Here is a 22,663-nt window from a genome sequence, read left to right as displayed (position 1 = left end):
CGCGCGAGGGCGAGCACGGCGGCCCTCGCGCGGGAGGTCACCCGGTGAGGCGGGGCGGGGCGTTGCCCGCGGTCGCGGCCATCGTGGTGGCCGCCATCGCCGCCGCCTACTTCGCGCCACTGGGCGACTTCGCCGCGGCGAACCCCCTGCCGGGCCAGGCGTGGATGCGGGAGCACACCGGGCTCGCGTTGCTGGCCTTCGCGGCGGTCGGACTGCTGGCCGGTGCGCTGGCGTGGCAACGGCGCGGGCCGGTGGAGCGGCCGCACGACGGGCGGGCGTTCGATCGTGCTGCCGACGGGTATCTCGACGACCTCCGTCAGCAGGTGCACAAGACCTGGATCAAGGGATTCCTGCACAGTTCGCTGGAACAGATCGTGCCCGCGCGCCTCGGGTTCCGGGAGCGGCACGACGCGATCTCCGGGCCGTTGCGCAAGGTCGGTGACGACGAGGGCGAGCTCGACGTCGACGTGGTCGAGCTGTTCGCCTCGCCCGAGACCGAACGCAGGCTGGTGCTGCTCGGCGCGCCCGGCGCGGGCAAGACGACGCAGCTGCTCAGGCTCGCCGAACACCTGTTGTCCGAGCAGGACGGACCCGTGCCGATCGTGGTCACGTTGTCGGCGAACAGTTGGCGGCTCGACCTGCCCGAGCTGCAGCACGTGCTCAGCGCGTTGCGCACCGACCAGGAGGTCGACGACGCGGTCCGGGAGCGGCGGCGGCAGGCCTACCAGGAGCGGGTCGAGGACGTGGAGAAGGTGCTCGACGCCACGATCGACTGGCTGGCGTGGGAGATCAGCGAGTTGTACGCGGTGCCGCAGCGCAAGGTCACGGAGTGGCTGCGGGCCGACCACAGCCCGGTGGTGTTGCTCCTGGACGGGCTCGATGAGATCCGCGATCAGGCTGACCGCAGGCGGTGTGTGCGCGTGTTGTCGTTGCTGCGCACCAGGTTGAACACCGGACTCGTGGTGTGCAGCCGGACGGCGGAGTACTTCGAGACGGGCAGCCTGCTGCGGTTCGGGGTGGCCGCCGAGATCCTGCCGTTGAGCCCGGAGAAGGTCGACGAGTATCTGGAGATGGCCGGCGACGAGCTGGTGTCGCTGCGCACGGCGTGTCAGCGGAATCCAGAGTTGGCCACGTTGTTGAACACGCCGCTCGCACTGACGGTCGCGGTCCTGACCTATCAGGGCAAGGACGTCACTGACGACGTTGTGGCGCAGTTGCTGACGAACCGGCTCGATCACCTGTGGGACGCGTATCTGCAGGAGGCGTTGCCGAGGCAACGCAGTCGCACCGGCGTGCGCGCCGTAAGCCACAGCGACGAGGAGATCGTCGCCTACCTGCGCAAGCTTGCGCGATTGATGGAAGCCGTGGAGCAGGACAGCGTGGCGGTCAACTCGCTGGACCTCACGTGGGTGCGGACGATCGACCCGCTCGCCGGCCGGACGGCGACGCGGCTCTACCTGGTCGCGGCAGTCGTGGCGGGGGCGGCCGTGGCCGCGGTGGCGTGGGTCCAGACCGACTTCGTGGTGGCGTTGATCACCGTGTTCGTGCTGGTGGGGACTGCGTTGGCCAACCTGTTCGGCGCCGACCACGAGATGCCGGGGCGACAGGCGAGGTCACGGATGGACCTCAGCGACGCCGTGGGCAGCCGGTGGGACGTGGACGTCACCGCGGGGTGCTCAGCCATGATCATTCCACCGGTGATGGGCCTGTTCGCCGGCGTCTGCGTCGGGATCGTCGGCGGGCCGGAGGCGTTGCCGCTCAGTCTGCTGCCAGGAGCGCTGGCGGGCCTGACGTCCGCGGTGATCTCGTTGCCGCAGCGGCGGTCCGGCGAACGACACCGTTCAGCGCGACGTGCCGCCCGGACGACGCTGTGGGTCCGCGCGCTGACCGGCGCGGCGAGTCTCGCCGTGAGCCTGTGGCTCCCGTCGTTGCTGATCAGGTTCGTCCCGGACCCCGGGATGCGACCGACCATGTACTTCATCCTGCTGGCCACCGGTGTCGGGATGTGGCTCGCTGGTTTCGCGGTGTCGTTGAGCGGTTGGTGGAGCCACACCAGCGCAGTGCGCGCGATTGTCGAGTCGGACACGCTGCCGCGGGACATCGACGAGTTCTTCGCCCACGCCGAGGATCGCGTGATCATGCGGAAGACCGTGCTCGGTCACGCGTTCCTGCACCGCACGCTGCAGTCCCACCTCGCGTCGCGCTCGGCCTCCGGCCAGACGGCCGTGTTCGGAAAGCCCTTTCCCTCATAGGGTGATCACTTCACCTGAGAGCGGGAGGCACTGTGCGGTTGGTGAGACGGGTGCTGGCAAGTTCGCTTGCCGCGATGGTTCTGGTGGTCTGCGCAGGTGCGGCGAACGCCGAACCACCGAAGGCCATCGCATGGGCGCCATGCCCGGACAACCCGCAGGGCGAGTGCGGCGCGCTGAGCGTGCCGCTGGACTGGGCGAAGCCGTGGGGGCGGCGCATCGATGTCGCGGTGGCGCGGCACAAGGCCACCGATCCGGCGCGGCGGATCGGCGTGCTCATGGTCGACCCCGGAGGTCCGGGCGGCTCGGCGGCGGCGTTCGCCTTGTCCCGCCTGTTCAGCCCGGAGCTCCGGGCGCGGTTCGACATCGTCGGCATCGACTCGAGGGGTACCGGCAACACCCTGCCGATCCGCTGCGCCGACCTGATGACCGACGCGCCGTCGAGCTACCCGGCCGACGAGGCCGGGTTCGACGCTCTGTTGCAGTACAACAAGAACGTGCTCGGCAAGTGCCGTGCGCGCAGCGGGCCGATCTTCGACCACGCGGACAGCGCGACCGTCGCGCAGGACATGGACGCCACCCGGCGGGCGCTGGGCGAGCGGAAGATCAGCTACCTCGGGCTGTCGTACGGCACGGTGTTCGGGCAGGCGTACGCCGAGAAGTTCGGTCACCGGGTCCGCGCGATGGCCCTCGACAGCGTCGTCGACCACAGCGCGGACCTCAGGCGCTTCATGGGGGACCGGGCCGCGGCCGTGGACGACTCGTTCGCCGAGTTCGCCCGCTGGTGCGACCGCACGGTTTCCTGCGCCCTGCACGGCCAGAACGTCTACACGGCCTGGGAAGCGGCCCTCGTCCGCGCCGACGGTGAACCGTTCGGCCGGCAGCGGCTGATCGACTCCCTGTACTTCGCGCTGGGCGCCCCGGACTGGGCCTGGGGCGCGGACCTGATCGCCGGCACGGAGACGCAACGCCGAGCCTCCCTCGTCTTCGAGCCGAACTACGAGTCGGTCCGGCTGGCGACGGTCTGCCAGGACTTCTCCCTGCGCATCAGGAACTTCGAGCAGTACTCCCGGCTGCGGGCCGAGGAACTGCGCCGGTCACCGATCATGCGCGGCAGCCTCATCGGCCACGACGAGGCCACCACGTGCGCCGGCGTCCCAGGACCGCCCAGCAACCCACCGCACCGGCTGGACATCGGCCACGCGCCGAAGATCCTCGTCCTCAGCGCGCGGCACGACCCGAACACCCCGTACGCCTGGGCGGCCAACATCCACCGGCAGGCGCCGCGCAACACCGCGCTGCTGACCTACGAGGGCTGGGGCCACGTGGCCTATCCCCGCAGCGACTGCACGCGCGGTGGCGTCGACGCCTACCTGCTGGACCTGACGATCCCGGCGGTCAGCTGCCCAGCGGTCGAGCCGCAGCGATGAACGCGCGGTACCAGTGGTAGCTCGCTCGCGGTGAGCGGGCCTGGGTCGCGTAGTCGACGTGGATCAGGCCGAACCGGTGCTTGTAGCCGTGCGCCCACTCGAAGTTGTCGAGCAGCGACCAGCAGAAGTAGCCGCGCAGGTCCACTCCGGCCCGCGCGGCCGCTTCGGCAGCCTCGATGTGGTCCCGGAGGTAGTTGATGCGGTCGAGGTCCGCGAACCCGTCCACGTCGGGATAGACGCAGCCGTTCTCCGTGACGTAGACGGGCGGCAGATCAGGGTGCCGGGCCTTGAGGTCCGTCAGCGCGGTGGTGAGCCCGGCGGGTTCCACCGGCCAGCCCATGCCGGTCCGGGGGACGTCCGGGAGCTGCGTCGTGTCGACGCCGATGTCGTGGGCGGTGCGCTTGGCCGGGTCCGGTTCCCGGTGTGGCGCGTCGGCGACGTGCAGCCGGTAGTAGTAGTTGAGGCCGACGTAGTCCAGTGGTTCGCCGATGATCGACAGATCCCCGTCGTGCCGGAACGAGAAGTCGGTGATGGCACCGAACATCGAGGTCAGCTCGTCCGGGTACGCGCCACCGAACAACGGGTCGGTGAACTGCCGGCGCAACAGGCAGTCCTGACGGCTCGCCGCGGCGACGTCGGCGGGGGAGTCCGTCACCGGCACGGCGGGGGACTGGTTGAGCACGATGCCGAACTCCTGACCCGGCAACCCGTTGGCGCGCATGGCCTGCACCGCCAGGCCGTGGCCCAGCAGCAGGTGGTGCACCGCCGCCAGCGCACCGTGGCCTTCACGGGCGCCCGGTGCGTGGCGGCCTTCGCCGTAGCCGACGATCGAGGAGCAGTACGGCTCGTTCAACGTGGTCCACTTGGAGACGACGTCACCGAGCGCCTCGTGCACGGTCGCCGCGTAGTCGGCGAACCAGCCGGAGGTCTCGCGGACGCGCCACCCGCCCCGGTTCTCCAGGGCCTGCGGCAGATCCCAGTGGTAGAGCGTGACGAAGGGCTCGATCCCGTTGTCGAGCAGCGACTCGATCAGCCGCCGGTAGAAGTCGAGGCCGCGCTGCTCGACCCGCCCGTGCCCGTCCGGCAGGATCCTCGACCACGAGACCGAGAACCGGTACGCGTCCACGCCCAGGTCGGCGAGCAGCCGCACGTCCTCGGCCCAGCGGTGGTAGTGGTCCGCCGCCACGTCACCGGTGTCGCCGGACGCGACGGCACCGGGCACGGTGGCGAAGGTGTCCCAGATGGACGGACCGCGGCCGTCGAGTCGCGCCGCCCCTTCGATCTGATAGGCCGAGGTCGCCACACCCCAGCGGAAGCCGGCCGGAAAACTCACAACGATCTCCTCGGGGAGGTCAGCCCTTGACGGCACCGGACATGATGCCGCCGACGATCTGGCGGCCGAACAACAGGAACACGGCCAGCACGGGAACCGTGCCGATCGTCGCGGCGGTGAGCACGAGCGTGTAGTCGGTGGTGTAACCACTGGCCAAAGTGGACAGAGCGGTCTGCACGGTCGGGTTCTCCGGCACCAGCACCACGAGCGGCCAGAAGAAGTCGTTCCACGCCTGCATGAACGTGAACAACCCGAGCACCGCCGCGGCCGGCCGGGCCGCCGGCAGCGCGACGTGCCAGAACAGTCGCAACGAGTGGCAGCCGTCCATCCGTCCAGCCTCGAGCAGCTCGTCCGGGATGGCCCGCTCGAAGTACTGCCGCATGAAGAACACGCCGAACGCGGTCACCAGCCCCGGCACGATCACCGCGTGGATCTGTCCGGCCCAGCCGAACTCGCTCATCATCATGTACAGCGGGATGATGCCGAGCTCGGTCGGGATCGCCTGCGTGCCGATGATGAGCAGCAGCAGGACGTTGCGGCCGCGGAACTTCATCTTGGCGAACGCGAACCCGGCCAGCGTCGAGAACAACACCACGGACACGGTGACCGTGCCCGACACGATGATCGAGTTCAGCAACGCCAGCGCGAAGTCGGTGGTGTCGAAGACGCGGGCGATGTTCTCGAACAGGTGGCCGCCCGGCACGAGGACCGGCGGCACGCTGTCGATCGCGTCCGGCGTCTGCGAGGACACCACGAACGACCAGTACACGGGGAAGGCCGACCCGGCGAGCACCGCGATCAACGCGGCGTACGTCCACGGTCCGGCCACGCGCCTGGCCAGCCTGCGCGCCCTTCCCGTGGGACCGGTGGGGCGCACCGGTGCGGGACGTTCCAGCACAGCGGTCATGGGTTCACTCCGTCTGGATCCGTTTGGTCACCAGGTAGCCGAGACCGGCGACGATGATCGTGGCGATCGCCAGCACGACCGCGATCGCCGAGCTGTAGCCGAAGTCGTACTTGGTGAAGCCCTGCTCGTACAGGTACAGCGCCGCGGTCTGGAACTGCCGGTCCGAACCGCCGGTCGCGGCCGCCGCACCGGGGTTGAACAGCAACGGCTCGGCGAGCAGGCGCATGTTCCCGGTGGTCGCGATGATCGTGGTGAAGATGATCTGCGGCCGCAGCAGCGGCACCGTGATCCGCCAGAACTGCTGCCACCCGCTCGCACCGTCCAAAGTGGCGGCCTCGTACAGACTCGGCGAGATGGCCTGCATGGACGCCAGGAAGATCAGCGCGTGGTACCCGGTCCAGCGCCACACCACCATGACGGCGATCGCGACGTGCGAGGTGGCCGTGCCCGCCTGCCAGTCGATCTGGCCGGCAGCGAAGAGGTCCAGCACCCAGTTGACCAGGCCGAAGTCCCGGCCGAACAGCTGGGCGAAGATGATCGTCACCGCCGCCACCGAGGTGATGTTCGGCAGGATCACGCCCATCCGGAACAGCGTGCGGGTCCGGACCTTGCGGTTGAGCAGGGCCGCGATCCCCAGCGCGAACAGGATCTGCGGGACGGTGGTGAGCAGCCACAGGCTCATCGTGTTGCCCATGGCGTTCCAGAAGTACGGGTCCGCCAGCAGGTGCGCGTAGTTCGCGAACCAGACCAGGTGCGCGGCGTTCTCGTCGAGCAGGTTGCGTTCCTGCAGCGAGACCCAGATGGTGAAGAGCAGGGGGAACAGCCCGAAGACACCGAAGATCAGGAAGTACGGCGCCACGTACCCGTACGGCGCGAACTTCGTGTCCCAGCGGTGCCTCCTGGCCGCCCTGTCCACCACTTGCCGGTCGATCAAAGCCATGTCAGCGCGTCACTTCTGCACGTCGCCGACGAACTGGCGCCACGAGTCCTCGCCGTTCTGCTTGCCCTGCTCGACGCGCTGCATCGCGTTGCCGATCGCGGTCTGGATGTCGCCGGCCTTCGGCCCCTGGTACTGCGGGTTCAGCTTCTTCGCCGCGTCGGTGAACAGCTTGCCGATCGGGGCGTCGTTGAAGTACGGGTTCTTGTAGTCGACGATCGACGGGTCGTCGTAGAGCTTCGGGATCGACGGCAGCAACCCGGCGCTCTTGAACACCTTGGCCTGCTGCTCGGGCGCGGTCAGCCACGCCGCCAGCTCCACGGCCTTGTCGACGTTCTTGCCCGCCTTGGGCACCGTGAGGTACGAACCGCCCCAGTTGCCGCCACCGCCGGGCACCGAGGTGACGTCCCACTTGCCGGCGGCCTCCGAGCCGGCCTGATCCTTGATCTTGGCCATCTGCCAGGCCGGGCAGGTCACGGTCGCGAACTGGCCCTGCTTGAACCCGGTGTTCCAGACCGGCGTGGAGTACAGCAGCTTCGACGACAGACCCGCCTGCACGCCGTCGACCACGAGGTCCCAGCCGGCCTTGATCTCCTTGTTCTCGCCCACGACGATCTTGTCGGACTTGTCGTAGTAACCGACGGAGGCCTGGCCGACGATCGCGTTGAGCACGGTCGGCCCGCCGTCGAACCACTTCACGCCCTCGGGTGCCTTCTCCTGGAACCTCTTGCCCGCGGCCATGAAGTCCTGCCAGGTCGGCCAGAGCGCCGCCACCTGCTCGCGGTCGGCGGGCAGCCCGGCGTTCTGCAGCAGGTCACGCCGGTAGCAGATGGCCAGGCCGCCGACGTCGGTGCCGTACCCGATCTGCTTGCCGTCCTTGCTGAGCGAGCCCTCCCACTTCCACGGCAGCCAGCGGTCCTTCAGTTCGCCGCCGCCCTTGGTGTTGAGGTCGACGAACTTGTCCGGCGTCGCCTTGAACTGGTTGATGTAACCGGTGTCCACGGCCTCGATGTCGGCGGCGCCGCTGTTGGTCGCGAGGTGGGCGGCGAGGTTCTTGTGGTGGTCGGAGTAGGACGCGGTGCGGTCCGTGATCTCGACGTCCGGGTGCGTGCTCGCGTACTCCTTGAGCAGCTCGGCGTACCCGAAGTTGCCGAACAACCCGATGGTCAGCTTGGTCTTCCCGCCGCCGGCGGTGTCGCTGCCGCAACCGCTGAGCACCACGGCTGTCGCCAGCGCGGCGCAGCCGAGGGCGAGTGCTTTGGGGCGCATTTCCAGGCCTCCGTCGATCTGTGTGCGTCGTTTTTGGGCGCGCTGAAGCAGAAAAGTGTTGGTGGAACAGGTGAACCGGCGTGGTCCGAACCACCGGCCGAAGATGTGTGGCGCCTATGACAGCGGGGTTACGCGGTGGACGTCAAGTAACAAAACGATAAACAGATCAACTCGCGCACCGGTTTGACTAGGCAAAGCGCTGCTCATAGGGTCTATGTAACCGCTTACGGTGGAAACGGAGGGCCGGATGGCGACCGGGCGTGAGATCGCCCAGCTCTGCGGCGTGTCCGTGGCGACGGTGTCGCGCGTCTTCAACCAGCCGGAAACGGTCAACGAGGAAACGCGCGAACGTGTGCTGCGGGTGGCGAAAGAGCTCGGCTACCAACCCAACGAGTCAGCGCGTGCGCTGTCGACGAAGCAGTCCACGATGATCGGACTGGTCTGGGACACCGACCACCGCCGGCCCGACTGGCGGCACCCGTACCTGCAGGACCTGCTGATCGGGCTGAAGTCCGCGCTCAGCGCGCACGGCTACCACCTGCTGATGCTCGCCACCAGCGGCGACGCCCGCGAAGTCGGCGCGTCGCTCGCCGATCCCGTCGGCTACGTGAACATGACCCGCCGCCACCACCTCGGCGGCCTGGTCCTGATCGACAGCGGCTCCGACGCCGAGGCGTTCGAAGCCTTCGCGCAGTCCGGAGTTCCGTGCGTCGCGCTGGACGTCGCCGTCGACGGCCCCAGAGCCACCTACGTGACCTCGGACAACGTGGGCGGCGCGCGGTCGGCCGTCCGGCATCTCACCGGTCTTGGCCACTCGCGGATCGCCATGATCACGGGACCTGTCGGCAACCAGCCCTCGGACGCCCGTGTTGCGGGCTACCGCAAGGGGTTGCAGGAGGCGGGCTTGCGGTTCCGGGACGAGCACGTGGTCTCCGGCGACTTCTACCGGGCGAGCGGAACCGCTGCCATGCAACGACTTCTCGCGCTGGACGAGCCACCGACCGCGGTGTTCGCGGCCAGCGACGAGATGGCGGTGGGCGCGCTGCTCGCCGCCCGTGCCGCGGGCCTGCGCGTGCCGGACGACCTGGCGCTCGTCGGGTTCGACGACATCGAGATCGCCGCTGTGATCGACCCGGCGCTGACCACCGTGGCACAGGACAAGCCGGGCTTCGGGGTGGCGGCGGCGAAGGCGATCATGGCCATGATCACCGGCGGCGGCCGCGAGGAACCCGTCGTGCTGCCGACCCGGCTGGTCGTCCGGAACTCCTGCGGGTCCTGAGTCGGGCTCGCCGCGCGGGCGGGCCCGACTCGCCTCACCCTCGTGCGTTGACGTGCAGCGCGAGCGCGGTCCCCGCACCCAGGGTCGCGGTGAACTTGCCGGAGGAGTCCACGGTCACGCGGGCGCAGCCGTTCTCCTGGACGTTGCAGTAGGTCCCGGCGGGCAGCGCGGTCTGGAACGTGTTGGTGACCGCGAAGGTCTCCCGGTTGATCGCCACGAAACCCTTGGTGCCGCGGCCGAACGCGATGGCGTCCTGGCCGTTGTTGTCCCACCAGTTGTTCACGTCGGTGCCGGCGACGGTGTTGCGGAAGGCGACCATGTTCGCGATCTGCGTCCACAGGTGCTGGCACTTCCAGCCGCTGAAGCAGACGGAGTTGCCGGGCGGGCCCGCGTCCTTGTCGCTGAACTCGTAGCCCGAGTACACCTGGGGCGCGCCGTACGGCCAGGCCAGCATGAACACGTTGGCCAGCGTGTAGGTGGAGTTGTCCTTGTAGGACAGTGTGGAGCCGTTGCGTTCGGTGTCCCAGTTGTCGACGAACGGCCGTGCTTGGCCGCTGGGCAGGAAGCCCCACGACTGACCGAACGTGCGCAGGTACGCGAGGTTCTCGTTGTTGAAGATCCGCTTGAGGTCGTAGGCGTAGCGGAACTCGTCCACGTCGCCGGAACCGGTGTACTCGCCGGGTTGCACCGCCTCGCCCGCGCCGTAGATGACCTCGTGCACCCAGAAGACGTTCGGGTTGGTCAGCTTGGCCTTGATGGCGGACATGTCGGCGGCGGCGATGTGCTTGGCGGCGTCGATCCGGAACCCGTCCACGCCCATGGCGAGGAGCCGGTTGAGGTACCCGGCGATGGCGCCGCGCACGTAGTCGCTGCCGGTGTCCAGATCGGACAGGTTGACGAGCTCGCAGTTCTGGACGTTGCCGCGGTCCTGGTAGTTGTTGATCGCCGAACGGCAGGTGTGGAAGTCCCAGTCGCTGTACAGGCCGGGGTAGTTGTACTTCGAGTAGCCGGATCCGCCGGTGCCGGTGCCGGATCCCGCGCTCATGTGGTTGATCACCGCGTCCGCGATCACCTTGACGCCCGCGTCGTGACAGGTGGTGATCATGTTCCGGAACGCGGTCTCGTCGCCGAGGCGGCCCGCGATCCGGTAACTGACGGGCTGGTAGGAGGTCCACCACTGGGGACCCTGGACGTGTTCGGTGGCGGGGGAGACCTCCACGTACCCGTAGCCCTTGGGGCCCAGGACGCCTGTGCACTCCGAGGCCACGCGGGAGAACGGCCATTGGAACAGGGTGACGGTGACGTCCTTGCTGCCGGGCGGGGCCGCAAAACCTTGCACGGGTGTGCACAGGGCGACGGCCAGCACGGCTGTGAGCAGGACGCGAAGAGCCGAGGAAACCACGTTGTCTCCAAGCTGCAGGGGGGTTCTCTTCCAGGTCTAACAGGCCTGGGACGGACCGGGAAGTGTTGCAAGAAGTTTCGTGCGCAATTGGGCCGCAGGGCCGTACGGACCAGTCCGCTGTGGTGCGATCAGCTGTCGCCGAAAGTGCACTATGGCTCTGACCGACGTCGTGCGGCGACGCGAGGTGTAGGCCGCACACGTGGTGCAGCCCTGTTATCGGCTCTTAACCTCGGCGCCGTCCTGCCTGCAACGACGGAGGCGAGCACATGCGATTGAGGAAAGTGTTCCTGGCACTCGCCGTGGCCACCGGCCTGGCGGCGGCGTCCCTCTCGATCTCCACGGCCGCGGTCCCACCGCCCCAAGCGGGCACCCTCGGCGGTTACACCATCACCGGCACCTACGTCAGCGGGTTGTCGTCCGGCGGCTTCCTGGCCAACCAGCTGCACGTCGCGTACTCCGGGGTGTTCCAAGGCGCGGGCATCTTCTCCGCCGGCGCGTACGACTGCGCGCAGAACAACGTGAACACCGCCCTGTACGCGTGCATGGACACCTTCCAGCCGCGCAAGACACCGGCCGAGCTGGAGCAGTTGACCCGCACCCGTGCGGCGGCGGGCACCGTCGACCCGGCCCAGAACCTGTCCGGCGACCCGGTGTGGCTGTTCCACGGCACCGCCGACCAGACGGTCGCCCCCGCGGTGAACGACGACCTGGCCACCTACTACCGCGACTTCGGCGCGCGGGTCGCCTACAACAACACCTCCGCGGCCGGTCACGCGTGGGTCAGCCCGATCGGCCCGAACAGCTGCGGGTCCACGTCGTCGCCGTACGTCAACAACTGCGGCGCCGCCGATCCGGTGAAGGAGATGCTGGCGCACCTGTTCGGTCAGGTGAACCCGGCCGCGTCGGCGTTGTCCGGCAAGCTCGTCCGGTTCGACCAGAGCCGGTACGCACCCGGCGGCAACGCGGCGTCGATCAGCATGGGCGCGGAGGGGTTCGCGTACGTGCCGAAGGCGTGCGAGTCCGGACCCTGCAAGCTGATGGTGACGCTGCACGGCTGCTACCAGTACTACGGTCTGGTCGGCAACGCGTTGATGGACAAGGGATACCTCAACGAGTACGCCGACACGAACAACATGATCGTGCTCTACCCGCAGGCCACCACGATGACCGGCAACCCGCGCGGTTGCTGGGACTGGTGGGGCTACCAGTCCGCCCAGTACGCGTTGAAGACCGGCCCGCAGATGGCCGCCGTGGTGAACATGGTCAAGGCGATGAGCGGCGACACCCCACCGCCGACGACCACCACGACCACACCGGTCCCGCAGTGCGTCACCGCGAGCAACTACGCCCACACCACCGCCGGCCGCGCCTACGCCACGCTCGGGCAGACCTACGCGCTCGGCTCGAACCAGCCGCTCGGCCTGTGGAACACCTTCACCACCAGCACCATCCGCCAGATCTCGCCGAACTACTGGGAGAGGTGCTGATCGGCCCACCTCGCCACATCGGCGAAGGTCGCGTTCCCACCGCACACCACGATCCCGAGCCGGGCCCCCGGCCCGACCCGATCGAGCACCGAGCCCGCCGCCGCGACGAGACACCCGGCGGCGGGCTCGGCCCACACCTTCTGCGTCTCGGCCAGCGTGATCGAGCCCCGCACGGCCTCGGCGTCCGACACCACCAGCACGTCCTCGACCAGAGCGACGGTGTGGTCGTAGGTCAGCTGCGACACGTGGGGAGCCGAGAGCGTCGAGACGATCGACGTCGGCGTGAAGTCCACCGGCCCGCCCGCGGCCAGCGCGCGGTGCATCGCGTCGGCGCCCTCGACCTCCACACCCCACACGCGGATGCCGGGTACGAGCGCGTGGAACGCCGTCGCGACACCGGAGATGAGCCCTCCACCGCCGATGCTCACGAGCACGTCGGTCAGGTCAGGGGCGTCGGTCGCGAACTCCAGGCCCACCGTGCCCTGGCCCGCGGCCACGACCGGGTCGTCATAGGGGTGCACGAGCGTCTTGCCTGCCGCCACCAATTCGTTCAACAGCGCGAACGCGGACGGCAGATCGTCGGTGAGCCGCACGTCCGCCCCTGAGGCGCGGGCGAGTTCCACCGAGCGCGCGGGTGCCGTGGAGGGCATCACGACGGTCGCGGCCACGTCCAGCGAACGAGCGACGTCCGCCAGCGCGATGCCGTGGTTGCCGCCGCTGACCCCGACCACGCCCGCCGCCCGCGCCGCGCCGGACAGCGAGAGGATCTTCGCGAACGCGCCGCGCGTCTTGAACGAACCGGTGCGCTGCAACAACTCCAGCTTCACCGTCGTCGGGACGCCGAACAGCGCGGACAGCCCGGGGGAGCGGAGCGTCGGCGTGCGCAGCACCCGTCCGTCGAGCACCTCGGCGGCGGCCCGCACGTCGTCGATGGTCAGCAGCTCAGCCATGGCCTCACCTTAGTCAATCGCCGAAACTTTCATTTCCCGGAGGCGTGAATTCGATTTTGGAGCACTCTTGGAGATTTCTTGGAGAGCGCGGGCAGACTCACTCGTGTCGGTATCCAGGCCAGAGGAGGTGCTCTCATGGAGAAGACCAAGTCGACGAAAATGAAGAAGATCACGGTGCGCAAGGTGGGGCCGGTCCGCCTCACGGCGGCCGCCTGCTCGCAGTACAACACCAAGCCGGTCTAAGGCGCGGCGCGGATGCGCTGGGCCTCGGCGCCCAGCGCATCTCACCAGGGGGAGGAGCGAGGTGACCGAGTTCGATCCGGACCGGCCGGTGCCACTGCACCCGCTGGTGTTCCTGGAGGACGGCGACGAGGTGACGATCGGCAGGGCCGACGTCGACTCCTACGGCATCTTCCCAGTTGAGGGCGCCGAACTCGTGCGCAGACTGGTCGCGGGCGACACGCCGCGCCAGGCCGCCGGCTGGTTCGAGCAGGCCTACGGCGAAGACGTCGACATCGAGGACGTCGTCGCGGGACTGGGCGAGCTCGACCTCATCCGCAGGTCCGGCGAACTGGCCACGGAGAGCGCGCCGGTGCGCTTCTCACGGCTCGGTGCCGCGCTGTTCTCCCCGGTGGCCTGGGTGGTCTACGCGGGTCTGGCCGGGTGGGCGTTGTTCGTCATGGTGTTCAACGCGGACCTCAGGCCGAGTTATCACAACATATTCTTCTCCGACTATTACATGGTGATCCAGGCCGGCCTGTTCGTCGCCGCAATTCCACTGCTGCTCATGCACGAGTCATTTCACGCATTGGCCGGACGCAGACTCGGCGTCAAATCGCGACTGAGAATCGGGCGGCGGCTCTACTTCATCGTGCTGGAGACCTCGCTGGACGGGCTCGTGGCGGTGCCGCGGCGCAAGCGGTACCTGCCGATCGTGGCCGGGCTGCTGGCCGACCTCATCGGGATCGCCGTGTGCACCATCGCCGCCGACCTGACGCGGCACCCGGACGGTTCGCTGTCGGGTGTGGGTCGTTTCCTGCTGGCAGTGGCGTTCGCCGCCCTGCTGCGGGTCATCTGGCAGTTCTTCTTCTACCTGCGCACGGACATCTACGTCCTCGTGACCACGGTGCTCGGCTGCGTCGACCTGCACGGCGCGGCCCGCCAGATCGTCCGCAACCGGTTCCGGCGGCTGTTCGGGCGCGATGAGACCGACGAGTCGCTGCTGCACCCGGTCGACCGCCAGGTGGCGCGCTGGTACTCGTGGCTCGTCGTGGCCGGGTACACGGCCAGCCTCACGACGTTCGTGCTCGCCGGCGCCCCGGTGGCCTACCGGTTCGCCACCGGCGTGATCGGCCGGATCACCGGTGACGGGGTGCCGGCGCCCCTGTTGCTCGACTCGGTGGTGTTCGGCGGCGTGGCGATAGCGCAGTGCGCGGTGCTCGGCTGGCTCATGGTCCGCGAGCGCGTGCAGACCCGCCGGGACCGCGGTTTGCAGCACGTCATCCACTGACTCGGTTCACCGAAAGGACGCACCATGGACAGCCGCTACTGGATCCGCGCGGATCGGCGAGGCGACCGGACGCACGCGCTCGCCGCACTGGACCTGCCACCGGTCTGGGCGGCTGTCGACGCGCATCGGCGGCTGCGCGGGCCGTACACCGCGGCGGGGTCGTTGGTGCGGATGATCGCCGACGACCTGCTGGAGCGGTGTCCGGAACTGGGGGAGCGGCACAACATCGAGCTCCTCACCAGCACGCCGGAACTGGCCGGGAGGGTGCCCAGCGCGTGGCACACGCTGGAGTGGGAGGTGAAGGACAGCGAACGCACCCGCTACTACTCGCGGCTGCACACCCGCAACATCGCGAACGGCCTGGCCGAGCTGTTGCGCGACTATCTGGCCGCACTCGGCGGTGGGCCGCGCACGCTGGTGTTCGAGAACGCGCACGAGGCCGACCCGTCGGACCAGGAGTTCATCGCGGTCCTGCTGCGCCGCGGCGACCTGCCCGGCCTCACCGTGGTCGTCGGCACGAGCCGGGAACCGCTGGTGGACCCGCGCGGCGAGATCGACGTGTCGCTCGCGGAGACGGTCGCCGCACACGCACAGGTCGTGGAAGCCTGCGGCGGAGACCACCCGTTGCCCGACCACCCGGCCCAGGCCTATGTGGACAGTGACGGCACCGACGACGACCCGCTGGTGCTCGCCGCCTACCTCGCGCTGTCGGACGAGGCCAGAGCCGCGCTGCACGACGCCCGCGCCGAGGAGCTCGCACGGTCCACGGAGTTCTCGTTGCACCTCGGTGCGATCCCATATCACCTGGAGCACGGCAGCGACCCCGCCGGAGCCGGTGCCGCGGCCCTGCGCGCCGCACTGGACCACTGCCACAAGACCGGGCTCTACCAGGCCGCCGCGGACGCCGGCCTGCGCGGCCGGGCGGTCGCGGACCGGGAGACCGAGACCTGGTGGCACCTGACCATGCAGACCGGGATCGTGCTGGCGGCGGTCGGCCGGGCGGACGAGGCGGAAGCGCTGTACGTCGAGGGTCGTGCCGCGTCCACGGATCCGGCCGTGCACCTGGAAATGGCGTACTCGACGGCGATGTTGCACGCCCGGCACTACCCGGAAGCCCAACGGGACTATGTGCGCGCACGGGCGTGGATGAATTTGGCTATTGCGATGGCTTCAGTGTTGACTGATCCCAAAGCTGAGGCGTTCCAGTCCGTCTTCACCCGCAACGGCCTGGCCCTCGTGGAAGTGCGCGAAAGGAAGCCCGAGGTCGCGCTCGCCCTCGTCAACGAGGGCATGGCCAGGCTCGACCGGGACCTGGAGCCGCACGAACACGCGCTGCACCGCCTGGTGCTGCGCTACAACCGGGCGCAGGTCTACGGCGGCATGGGCCGGCTGGAAGACGCGCTCGCCGACTACACCTACGTCCTCGAACGCGATCCGAACTTCCCCGAGCACCACTTCAACGTCGGCAACGTCCTGCGCAGGCTCGGCCGCGACGAGGAGGCGATCGCCGCCTACCGCGAGGCACTGCGACTGTCGCCGCCGTTCCCCGAGGCGTACTACAACCTCGCCGACGCTCGCCTCGCCCTCGGCGACACCGAAGGTGCCCTGGCGGACTTCGGGTACGTCATCGAACTGGACCCGCGGCACGTCGACGCCAGGATCAACCGCGCCGGGCTGCTGCTCGCCGTCGGCGACATCGAAGGGGCGGCACACGATGTGGCCGCCGCGCTCGAACTGGCGCCCGACAACGCACACCTGTTGTGTCTCAAGGGACAGCTGCTCGTCGAACAGGAGGAGTACGCCGAGGCCTCCGCCGCGCTGGCCGAGGCCGTGCGGCGCGACGAACGGCTGGCGGAGGCCTGGGCGATCCGCGGCACGATCGCGGTGGCGTCCGGCGACCTCACCGACGCGATCAGCTACCTGAGCCGGGCCATCACCCTCGACGACAACCCGGAGGCGCGGTTCAACCGCGCGATCGCCTACGAGGAGTCCGGCGACCTGGGCGCGGCGATCCTCGACTACGACGCGGTGCTCGCCGTCACCGACGACGAGGACGCACGGCAGCGCAGGGAACTCTGCGCCGCCGCCACGGCCCGGTAGGAGGAACCGCGGTGACAGCAACGGAGAACGTGGCCGCCGGCCTCCCAGTGGCCACGTTCACCGACGCGATGAGCCGGCTGGTGTCGGGCCTGGCCGTGGTCACCACGCGCCAGGCGAGCGGGCAGCCGTGCGGGTTGCTCGTCTCGTCGATCTGCTCGTACAGCGTGGATCCGCCGTCGGTGCTGGTGGTCGTCGATCACGCCTCGCGCTGCCGTGACCCGCTGACGCACTGCGCGGAGTTCGGCGTGCACGTGCTCGGCCGGACCGAGGAACGAACCGCGCGGACGTTCGCGAGCCGGGGCGCGGACAAGTTCGCCGGCGTCGGGTGGGAGTGGGACGGTGCGGTGCCCAGGCTGTGCGCGGCGCCGATCTACCTGCGCTGCACCACCACCGCCGTGTTCGACCACGGCGACCACACCGTCCTGATCGGCGAGGTCACCCGGACCGAGGTGACGGAGGCCGAGCCGCTGGTCTGCTACCGGCGGCTGTTCGACTGGGGGTTAAGGAGAAACGGCGTGCGCCACCCGTAGCCCGGCGAGGTGCCGGCGCCCGCGGTCGAACGGGTCGTCCCCGCTGAGGACGACCTGGTGCAGGGCCCGCAACCGGGGCCCTGGCTCGATGCCGGCATGACTCGACAGCTCGCGGTACGCCCTGGCGTAGGCGGTCAGCGCGTCGGCGCGGCGCTCGGCCTGGCACAGCGCGAGCATCAGCTGTTCGTGGAACCGTTCGCGCAGCGGGTAGTTCGTGCACAGCTCCTCGAGTTCGCCCACCGCGAGGTGGCCGTCGCCGTCACAGAGCATGACGTCGAACCGGTTGCGCAGCAATTCCAGGTATTCCTTTTCCAAGCGAGTGATGTCGTGGTCGAACATGCCGGTCTCGCGCAGATCCGCCAATGGCGAGCCGCGCCACAGACTCAGCGCCGCTGTGACTGTCTCCCGTGCTCGCGCGCAGTCGCCGGCCGCGATCTCCGTCTGTGCTCGTTTCGCCAGTTCACGGAATCCGGTGAGGTCCAGCTGCTGCGGTTCCAGGCAGAGCACGTAGCCGGAAGGGCGCGTGTTCAGGACGGGATGTGAATTGCGGGAACTCTTCCACCCCGGTGTGAGTGCGCGCCGCGCCGCGGTGACGTATCCGTGCAACGCGGCGATGGCCGATCGGGGAGCACCCCGCGTCCACAACTGGTCCACGATGCGGCGGGTGGCCACGAACTCGTTGGCGTGCAGGGCGAGCAGCGCGAGCAACGCCCGTTGCTTCGGCGCTGTCGGCGTGCATCTTCGATTGCCGCGGGTGATTTCGAACGTTCCCAGAACCCGGATCCGCAGTGGTTCGTCGTGAAGACTCACTCGGCCAGTGTCGGGCAGCCCGCCGACCTTGAGATAGCGCGCCGCCCGAAACTGCCGCGCATTGGTTTCTCGGATCGGCAGATCGGCGGCGTTCAGGTGAAATCCGATTCGGGGTCGTGGTGGAATCTCTTGTCGAATCACATGTTCCGGCTGTGCGCATTCGTCTGATGGGGCGGACATCCCACGCACGCGGGTGAGGGCGTTGATGAGCCGCGGAACACGTCCCTAGCGTCGGCGACCAGTTCCCGAACTCATCCGCCGCCGAAGGGATCTCGCTCGTGCGAAGACGTTTGCCGGTGCTGTTGCTGGCGACCGCGCTCGCTGGCAGCACGCTCACCGCCGCTGTCCCCGTGATCGCCCAGCCGTCCGTTTCCACGCTCACCAAGTCCGTGCAAGGCGTGTCCGATCCCGCCGGTCACGGCGACACCGCCACCTGGGTCGTGTCGTACGCGAGCGGTGCTCCCGGTGCCGCCACCATCACCGACACCATCGGCGCGGGCCAGACCTACCTGCCCGGCTCGCTGCAGGTGCCGCCCGGCTGGACCGGGACCGAGGGCAACCCGGTCAGCGCGACCATTCCCGCCGTGCGCAACGGCGGCAGGGCGCTGTCCAGCCTGCTCACGCCACCCGTGCAGGCCAGCGCGACCGCCACCGGTGGCGACGGTTTCACCCCGATCCTGCACCGCACGCCGGACGGGCGCCTGCAGGCGTGGAACGTCTACCACCACGGGGCCGCCGCGGCCCCCAAACTCGTGTGCACCGACGTCACGACCAGCGCCCTGTGCGCGGGTGGTCCGTGGCCGAAGCCGCTCAACACGACTCCCGGCCCGTTCGGCGCGGGCAACACCGGCGACATCGCCAGCCCGCTCGAACCGCAGTACGTCCGCGATCCGGCGAACCCGGCCCGCGTGTACTACGCGGCGATCACCGCGGCGTCGATCGGCGTCGGCTGCCTCGACCTCGCCGCGCCCGGCAACTGCGGCTACTGGCCGCTGATGCCCCGCGGCGGGCAGACGACCGACCTGGCCGGACTCGTCCAGGTCGGCGGAAACCTCTACGGCGTGGCGACTTCCGGTCATGTCCTCTGCTGGACGCCCGCCACGCAGAGCGCGTGCGCGAACCAGCCCTACCCGCCGATCGTGCCGTACACCAACAACGGCAGCTACTACTTCGGTGCGGCGACCGTCGCCGCGGGCAAGCTGTTCGCCTCGTCGTCACCGGCCGGCGGAGGCGTCCCCGTGCTCGGCTGCTTCGATCCCGGCACCACGACCGCGTGCGCGGGCTGGCCGGCCCCGAAACCGGTCGGTCCGTCCGGCAACTCCACCTACAACGCCTACACCGCCTACAGCACAACGGGTGCGGAGGCCGGCGCGTGTTCCAGCACGACCGGGGGCGCGAACGTCACCACCTGCTACGCGGTGGACGGGTCGTCCCTGCCCGCACCGTCGGCCGCGGCCGGGCTGGAAGGCGGCGTGCTGGTGTTCAACCCGGAGGTGATCCGCACCGGTGACCGCGTGCGCAGCTACCTCGCGGTGTGGAACGGCCCGTACGTGGGAGCGGCGGTGTGCCACGACTGGAGCACCGGAACGTCGTGCGCCGGCGTGCCACCGCGCATCACCCATCCGAACGTCAACGGTGGCGTCACCAGGGATTACGGCTACGCCTACGACGCTCCCACCGGTTGCCTGATCGGACTGGGGGACGCGGGCGTGCTGTTCTCGATGGATCCTGACACGGGGGCGTCGCCATGCGTGCGCAGTGGCGCCTCCGTGTCGCTCACCCCGTCGCAGTTCTACTGCGACGGCAAACCGCGCGCCGTCACCTACACGAAGGCACGCCTGACGGGCGTGACACCGGCGAACGTGAACTTCGGCGCGTCCACCGTCGCGGTCGTCGACCAGAACGGAAACCCGGTGACCACACCGGGTTTCGCCCCGGACGGCACCGTCGACCTGAGCGGCGCCTCGGCCACCTCGCTGACCGTCACGGCGTCGCTCGTGCTGAACAACGCGGCGGACTTCGGCGGCGGCAACCAGCCGTCGCTGGTCGTGGAGTTCACCGGTGACGCGCCACAGATGTGCTTCCGCACCACGATCTCCGCGGACTGCCCGGTCACGTCGATCGCCAACACCGCGGGCGGCACCGACGCGACCGGCACCCTCACGTCCAACACCGTGACCCGGCAGGTCGCACCTGGAGCGGCGTGCATGCCGAACGTGGTGGTGAACAAGGAGATCTGCGCCTCGCACACACCCGCGCACTGCAAGGCGGGCGGCGCCGGGCCGTGGGTGAAGGAAGCACCGGTGGGTGTTCTCGGCCTGTTGTTCGCGACCGCGTACTGGCGCGTCACCGTGACCAACAACGGCCCGATCCCGATCGCCGACGCCTACGTGGTCGACGAGGTGGAACCGGCCTGCCAGACCGGACCGTTCGCCCTGCAGCCGGGTGAGTCGAAGCAGGTGTACTGCTCGACCTACGCGCTGCTGTCGTTGTTCCCGATGACCAACAAGGCGAAGGCGAAGTACACCCCGCCCAACGCCGCGCGGACCTACACCGACTGGTCGTCCGCCAAGGCGTGTTCGCTGCTCTGCGTGCTCAACTAAATGATGTCTCGCATTTCTGGAGGATAGGCTCGCCTAATTCCTTTCGAATTGCGGCCCTCCTGCCGTGGTGGCATGGTCCGAATCACCGAACCTTTCCCACCACGGCAGGAGCGGACATGACCACCCTCGAGAACCCGGCGATGCCCGCCGTCCACGATTGCACCGTGAGCGACTGCTCGTACAACCACGACGGCTGCCACGCGTTCGCGATCACCGTGCGCGGCGACAACGGCGCCGCCGACTGCGGCACCTTCATCCCGCTGAGCACCAAGGGCGGCCTGGAGAAGGTCGTGGCGCAGGTGGGTGCCTGTCTCCGCACCGACTGCACGCACAACGCCTCGCTGGAATGCACGGCGCAGAGCGTGCGCATCGGTCCCGGCGCCGGCGACCACCACGCCAACTGCCTGACCTACCAACCCCGTTAGCGCCGCTAGCTCTCCTCGTCCTTGCGGTCCACGGCCCGGCCGAGTTCCCGCAACCCGACGTTGACCGCGATGATCGCGACGGTGCCGGCGGCCGCCATCGCGTGCATTCCGGCGCCCGCCAGTGCCCCCACCGCGGCCGCGCACCAGAGCGTGGCCGCGGTGTTGATGCCGCGCACCGACAACCCGTCGCGCAGGATCACGCCGGCACCGAGGAACCCGATTCCGGACACCACCTGAGCGGCCACCCGCGTGGGGTCGCCGCCCTGTCCGTCGAAACCCTGCGCGGACAGCAACACGAACAGCGCTGCTCCCACCGCCACGAGGGCGTTGGTCCGCAGGCCGGCCATCCGCGCGCGGTACTGCCGCTCGAAACCGATCAACGCGCCGAGGCCCATGCTCTCGGCAATGCGCAGCGTCATGTCGAAGACGTGCATCGTGTGACTCCCCTTTTGTGCAGGGGTGTGCGTCACACGCCAGAAACTGAAGCGTGCCCGAATTGGACGTGCGAGGTGAAAGACCCGCACGGGCTACTGTCGCCTGGCATGTGTCGCTCACCTCGCTTCCTCGTGTCTGGTTGGTAAGACCGGTCGTGCACGCTACCGGGCGTGGTGTGAGCTCTGGGTCAGAGCATGGCGAGAGGCTCCGGGCCGTCAGGCGGCGGGAACGCCTGGTCCAGGTCCGCCAGGTCCTCTGAGGACAGCCGCACCGACAGCGCCCCGGCGTTCTCGCGCACGTGCGCGACCGTGCCGGCCTTGGGAATCGCGTTCACGTACGGCAGCCGCAGCACCCACGCCAGCGCCACCTGAGCGGGCGTGGCCCCGTGCCGCCCGGCCACCTCCGCCAGCACCGGCGACCCCAGCAACCGCCCCTGCTCGACGGGGGAGTAGGCCATGACCGGCATCCCCGCCGAGGCGTGCCACGGCAGCAGGTCGTGCTCCGGCCCGCGCCTCGACAGGTTGTAGAGGATCTGGTTGGTCTGGCAGAACCCCGGCAACTCACTCAGCTCGCGCAGGTCGGCCAGGTCCAGGTTGCTGACACCCCAGTGCCGGATCTTGCCGGCCGAGACCAGCGTCGCGAAGCCGTCCAGGGTCTGAGCGAGCGGTACGCGGCCGCGCCAGTGCAGCAGGTACAGATCCAGCCGGTCGGTGCCCAGACGGCGCAGGCTGGCCTCACAGGCCCGCACAGCGCCCTTGGCGGAGGCGTTGGACGGCAGGACCTTCGACACGAGGAACACTTCGTCCCGGCGTCCGGACACGGCCTCGCCCACGAGCGACTCGGCGGCGCCGGAGCCGTACATCTCCGCGGTGTCGATCAGGGTGAGTCCGAGGTCGATGCCGGCCTGCAGCGCCGCGATCTCGTCCGAGCGCTTGGCGGGGCTCTCGGCCATCATCCACGTGCCCATGCCGAGCGCGGGGATGGTCTCACCGGAGGGCAGCGCGACG

18 protein-coding genes are annotated in these 22,663 nt (G+C 69.2%); 9 read left to right on the top strand and 9 right to left on the bottom strand.

All coding sequences use genetic code 11. The features are described 5' to 3' along the window. Positions 1-44 precede the first annotated feature (44 nt). Both B0F77_RS30975 and B0F77_RS30970 read left to right on the top strand, forming a co-directional pair. A complete protein-coding gene (locus B0F77_RS30975; RefSeq protein WP_143466982.1) occupies positions 45-2,252 on the top strand; it encodes an NACHT domain-containing protein in 2,208 nt (735 codons plus the stop codon). 41 nt (positions 2,253-2,293) lie between these two features. Continuing rightward, the gene (locus B0F77_RS30970) at positions 2,294-3,679 is read left to right on the top strand and encodes an alpha/beta hydrolase (protein WP_245848870.1); all 1,386 of its coding nucleotides are present in this window, start codon (positions 2,294-2,296) and stop codon (positions 3,677-3,679) included. Here B0F77_RS30970 and B0F77_RS30965 read toward each other — a convergent pair. The 4 genes from B0F77_RS30965 to B0F77_RS30950 are packed head-to-tail and all read right to left on the bottom strand — an operon-like array spanning position 3,648 to position 8,125. Then, on the bottom strand, positions 3,648-5,018 hold the full coding sequence (locus tag B0F77_RS30965) for a GH1 family beta-glucosidase (RefSeq protein WP_086666628.1): 1,371 nt from the start codon (positions 5,016-5,018) through the stop codon (positions 3,648-3,650). The two genes, B0F77_RS30970 and B0F77_RS30965, sit on opposite strands and share 32 nt — an antisense overlap. A gap of 13 nt (positions 5,019-5,031) precedes the next feature. Beyond that, entirely contained in the window at positions 5,032-5,919 is an 888-nt protein-coding gene (locus tag B0F77_RS30960) for a carbohydrate ABC transporter permease (RefSeq protein ID WP_086666542.1), read from the bottom strand. A gap of 4 nt (positions 5,920-5,923) precedes the next feature. Then, a complete protein-coding gene (locus B0F77_RS30955; RefSeq protein WP_086666541.1) occupies positions 5,924-6,859 on the bottom strand; it encodes a carbohydrate ABC transporter permease in 936 nt (311 codons plus the stop codon). A gap of 9 nt (positions 6,860-6,868) precedes the next feature. Next, complete coding sequence (locus B0F77_RS30950) at positions 6,869-8,125, bottom strand: ABC transporter substrate-binding protein (protein ID WP_086666540.1); 1,257 nt, start codon at positions 8,123-8,125, stop codon at positions 6,869-6,871. Between the two features lie 247 nt (positions 8,126-8,372). On the opposite strand from B0F77_RS30950, the gene B0F77_RS30945 reads away from it, so the two are divergent. Next, on the top strand, positions 8,373-9,404 hold the full coding sequence (locus tag B0F77_RS30945) for a LacI family DNA-binding transcriptional regulator (RefSeq protein ID WP_086666539.1): 1,032 nt from the start codon (positions 8,373-8,375) through the stop codon (positions 9,402-9,404). Positions 9,405-9,438: 34 nt separating this feature from the next. On the opposite strand, the gene B0F77_RS30940 is transcribed toward B0F77_RS30945, so the two are convergent. After that, entirely contained in the window at positions 9,439-10,806 is a 1,368-nt protein-coding gene (locus tag B0F77_RS30940) for an alpha-amylase (protein ID WP_086666538.1), read from the bottom strand. Between the two features lie 266 nt (positions 10,807-11,072). On the opposite strand from B0F77_RS30940, the gene B0F77_RS30935 reads away from it, so the two are divergent. Continuing rightward, positions 11,073-12,293, top strand: a complete 1,221-nt coding sequence (locus B0F77_RS30935) for an extracellular catalytic domain type 2 short-chain-length polyhydroxyalkanoate depolymerase (protein ID WP_086666537.1) — start codon at positions 11,073-11,075, stop codon at positions 12,291-12,293. On the opposite strand, the gene B0F77_RS30930 is transcribed toward B0F77_RS30935, so the two are convergent. After that, the gene (locus B0F77_RS30930) at positions 12,275-13,243 is read right to left on the bottom strand and encodes a threonine ammonia-lyase (RefSeq protein ID WP_245848868.1); all 969 of its coding nucleotides are present in this window, start codon (positions 13,241-13,243) and stop codon (positions 12,275-12,277) included. The genes B0F77_RS30935 and B0F77_RS30930 overlap by 19 nt on opposite strands. Before the next feature lie 304 nt (positions 13,244-13,547). On the opposite strand from B0F77_RS30930, the gene B0F77_RS30925 reads away from it, so the two are divergent. From B0F77_RS30925 to B0F77_RS30915, 3 genes are read left to right on the top strand one after another with little or no spacing between them, the layout of a single operon-like run. Beyond that, positions 13,548-14,753 (top strand): hypothetical protein, encoded by a 1,206-nt coding sequence (locus B0F77_RS30925; RefSeq protein ID WP_086666536.1) that lies wholly within the window; start codon positions 13,548-13,550, stop codon positions 14,751-14,753. A 24-nt stretch (positions 14,754-14,777) separates the two neighbouring features. Next, positions 14,778-16,853, top strand: coding sequence for a tetratricopeptide repeat protein (locus B0F77_RS30920; protein WP_086666535.1), 2,076 nt, complete (start codon positions 14,778-14,780; stop codon positions 16,851-16,853). A gap of 11 nt (positions 16,854-16,864) precedes the next feature. Then, a complete protein-coding gene (locus B0F77_RS30915) occupies positions 16,865-17,383 on the top strand; it encodes a flavin reductase family protein (RefSeq protein WP_143466981.1) in 519 nt (172 codons plus the stop codon). Here the strand turns inward: B0F77_RS30915 and B0F77_RS30910 are convergent. Continuing rightward, entirely contained in the window at positions 17,354-18,193 is an 840-nt protein-coding gene (locus tag B0F77_RS30910) for an AfsR/SARP family transcriptional regulator (RefSeq protein ID WP_158102864.1), read from the bottom strand. The genes B0F77_RS30915 and B0F77_RS30910 overlap by 30 nt on opposite strands. 278 nt (positions 18,194-18,471) lie before the next feature. Here B0F77_RS30910 and B0F77_RS30905 point away from each other — a divergent pair, with 278 nt between their 5' ends. Together B0F77_RS30905 and B0F77_RS30900 are read left to right on the top strand one after the other, a co-directional pair. Further along, a complete protein-coding gene (locus B0F77_RS30905; RefSeq protein ID WP_245848866.1) occupies positions 18,472-20,796 on the top strand; it encodes a DUF7617 domain-containing protein in 2,325 nt (774 codons plus the stop codon). Between the two features lie 116 nt (positions 20,797-20,912). Next, complete coding sequence (locus B0F77_RS30900; RefSeq protein WP_086666532.1) at positions 20,913-21,221, top strand: DUF1540 domain-containing protein; 309 nt, start codon at positions 20,913-20,915, stop codon at positions 21,219-21,221. A gap of 5 nt (positions 21,222-21,226) precedes the next feature. Here the strand turns inward: B0F77_RS30900 and B0F77_RS30895 are convergent, their stop codons facing one another. Both B0F77_RS30895 and B0F77_RS30890 read right to left on the bottom strand, forming a co-directional pair. Next, the gene (locus B0F77_RS30895) at positions 21,227-21,655 is read right to left on the bottom strand and encodes an MgtC/SapB family protein (RefSeq protein ID WP_086666531.1); all 429 of its coding nucleotides are present in this window, start codon (positions 21,653-21,655) and stop codon (positions 21,227-21,229) included. A gap of 188 nt (positions 21,656-21,843) precedes the next feature. Continuing rightward, complete coding sequence (locus tag B0F77_RS30890) at positions 21,844-22,656, bottom strand: aldo/keto reductase (RefSeq protein WP_143466989.1); 813 nt, start codon at positions 22,654-22,656, stop codon at positions 21,844-21,846. Positions 22,657-22,663 lie beyond the last annotated feature (7 nt).

It is taken from the genome of Lentzea kentuckyensis (assembly GCF_002150765.1).
Classification (GTDB): domain Bacteria; phylum Actinomycetota; class Actinomycetes; order Mycobacteriales; family Pseudonocardiaceae; genus Lentzea; species Lentzea kentuckyensis.
Note: the sequence above shows the minus strand (reverse complement) of the source record. Positions and strands in the feature narration are given on the sequence as shown.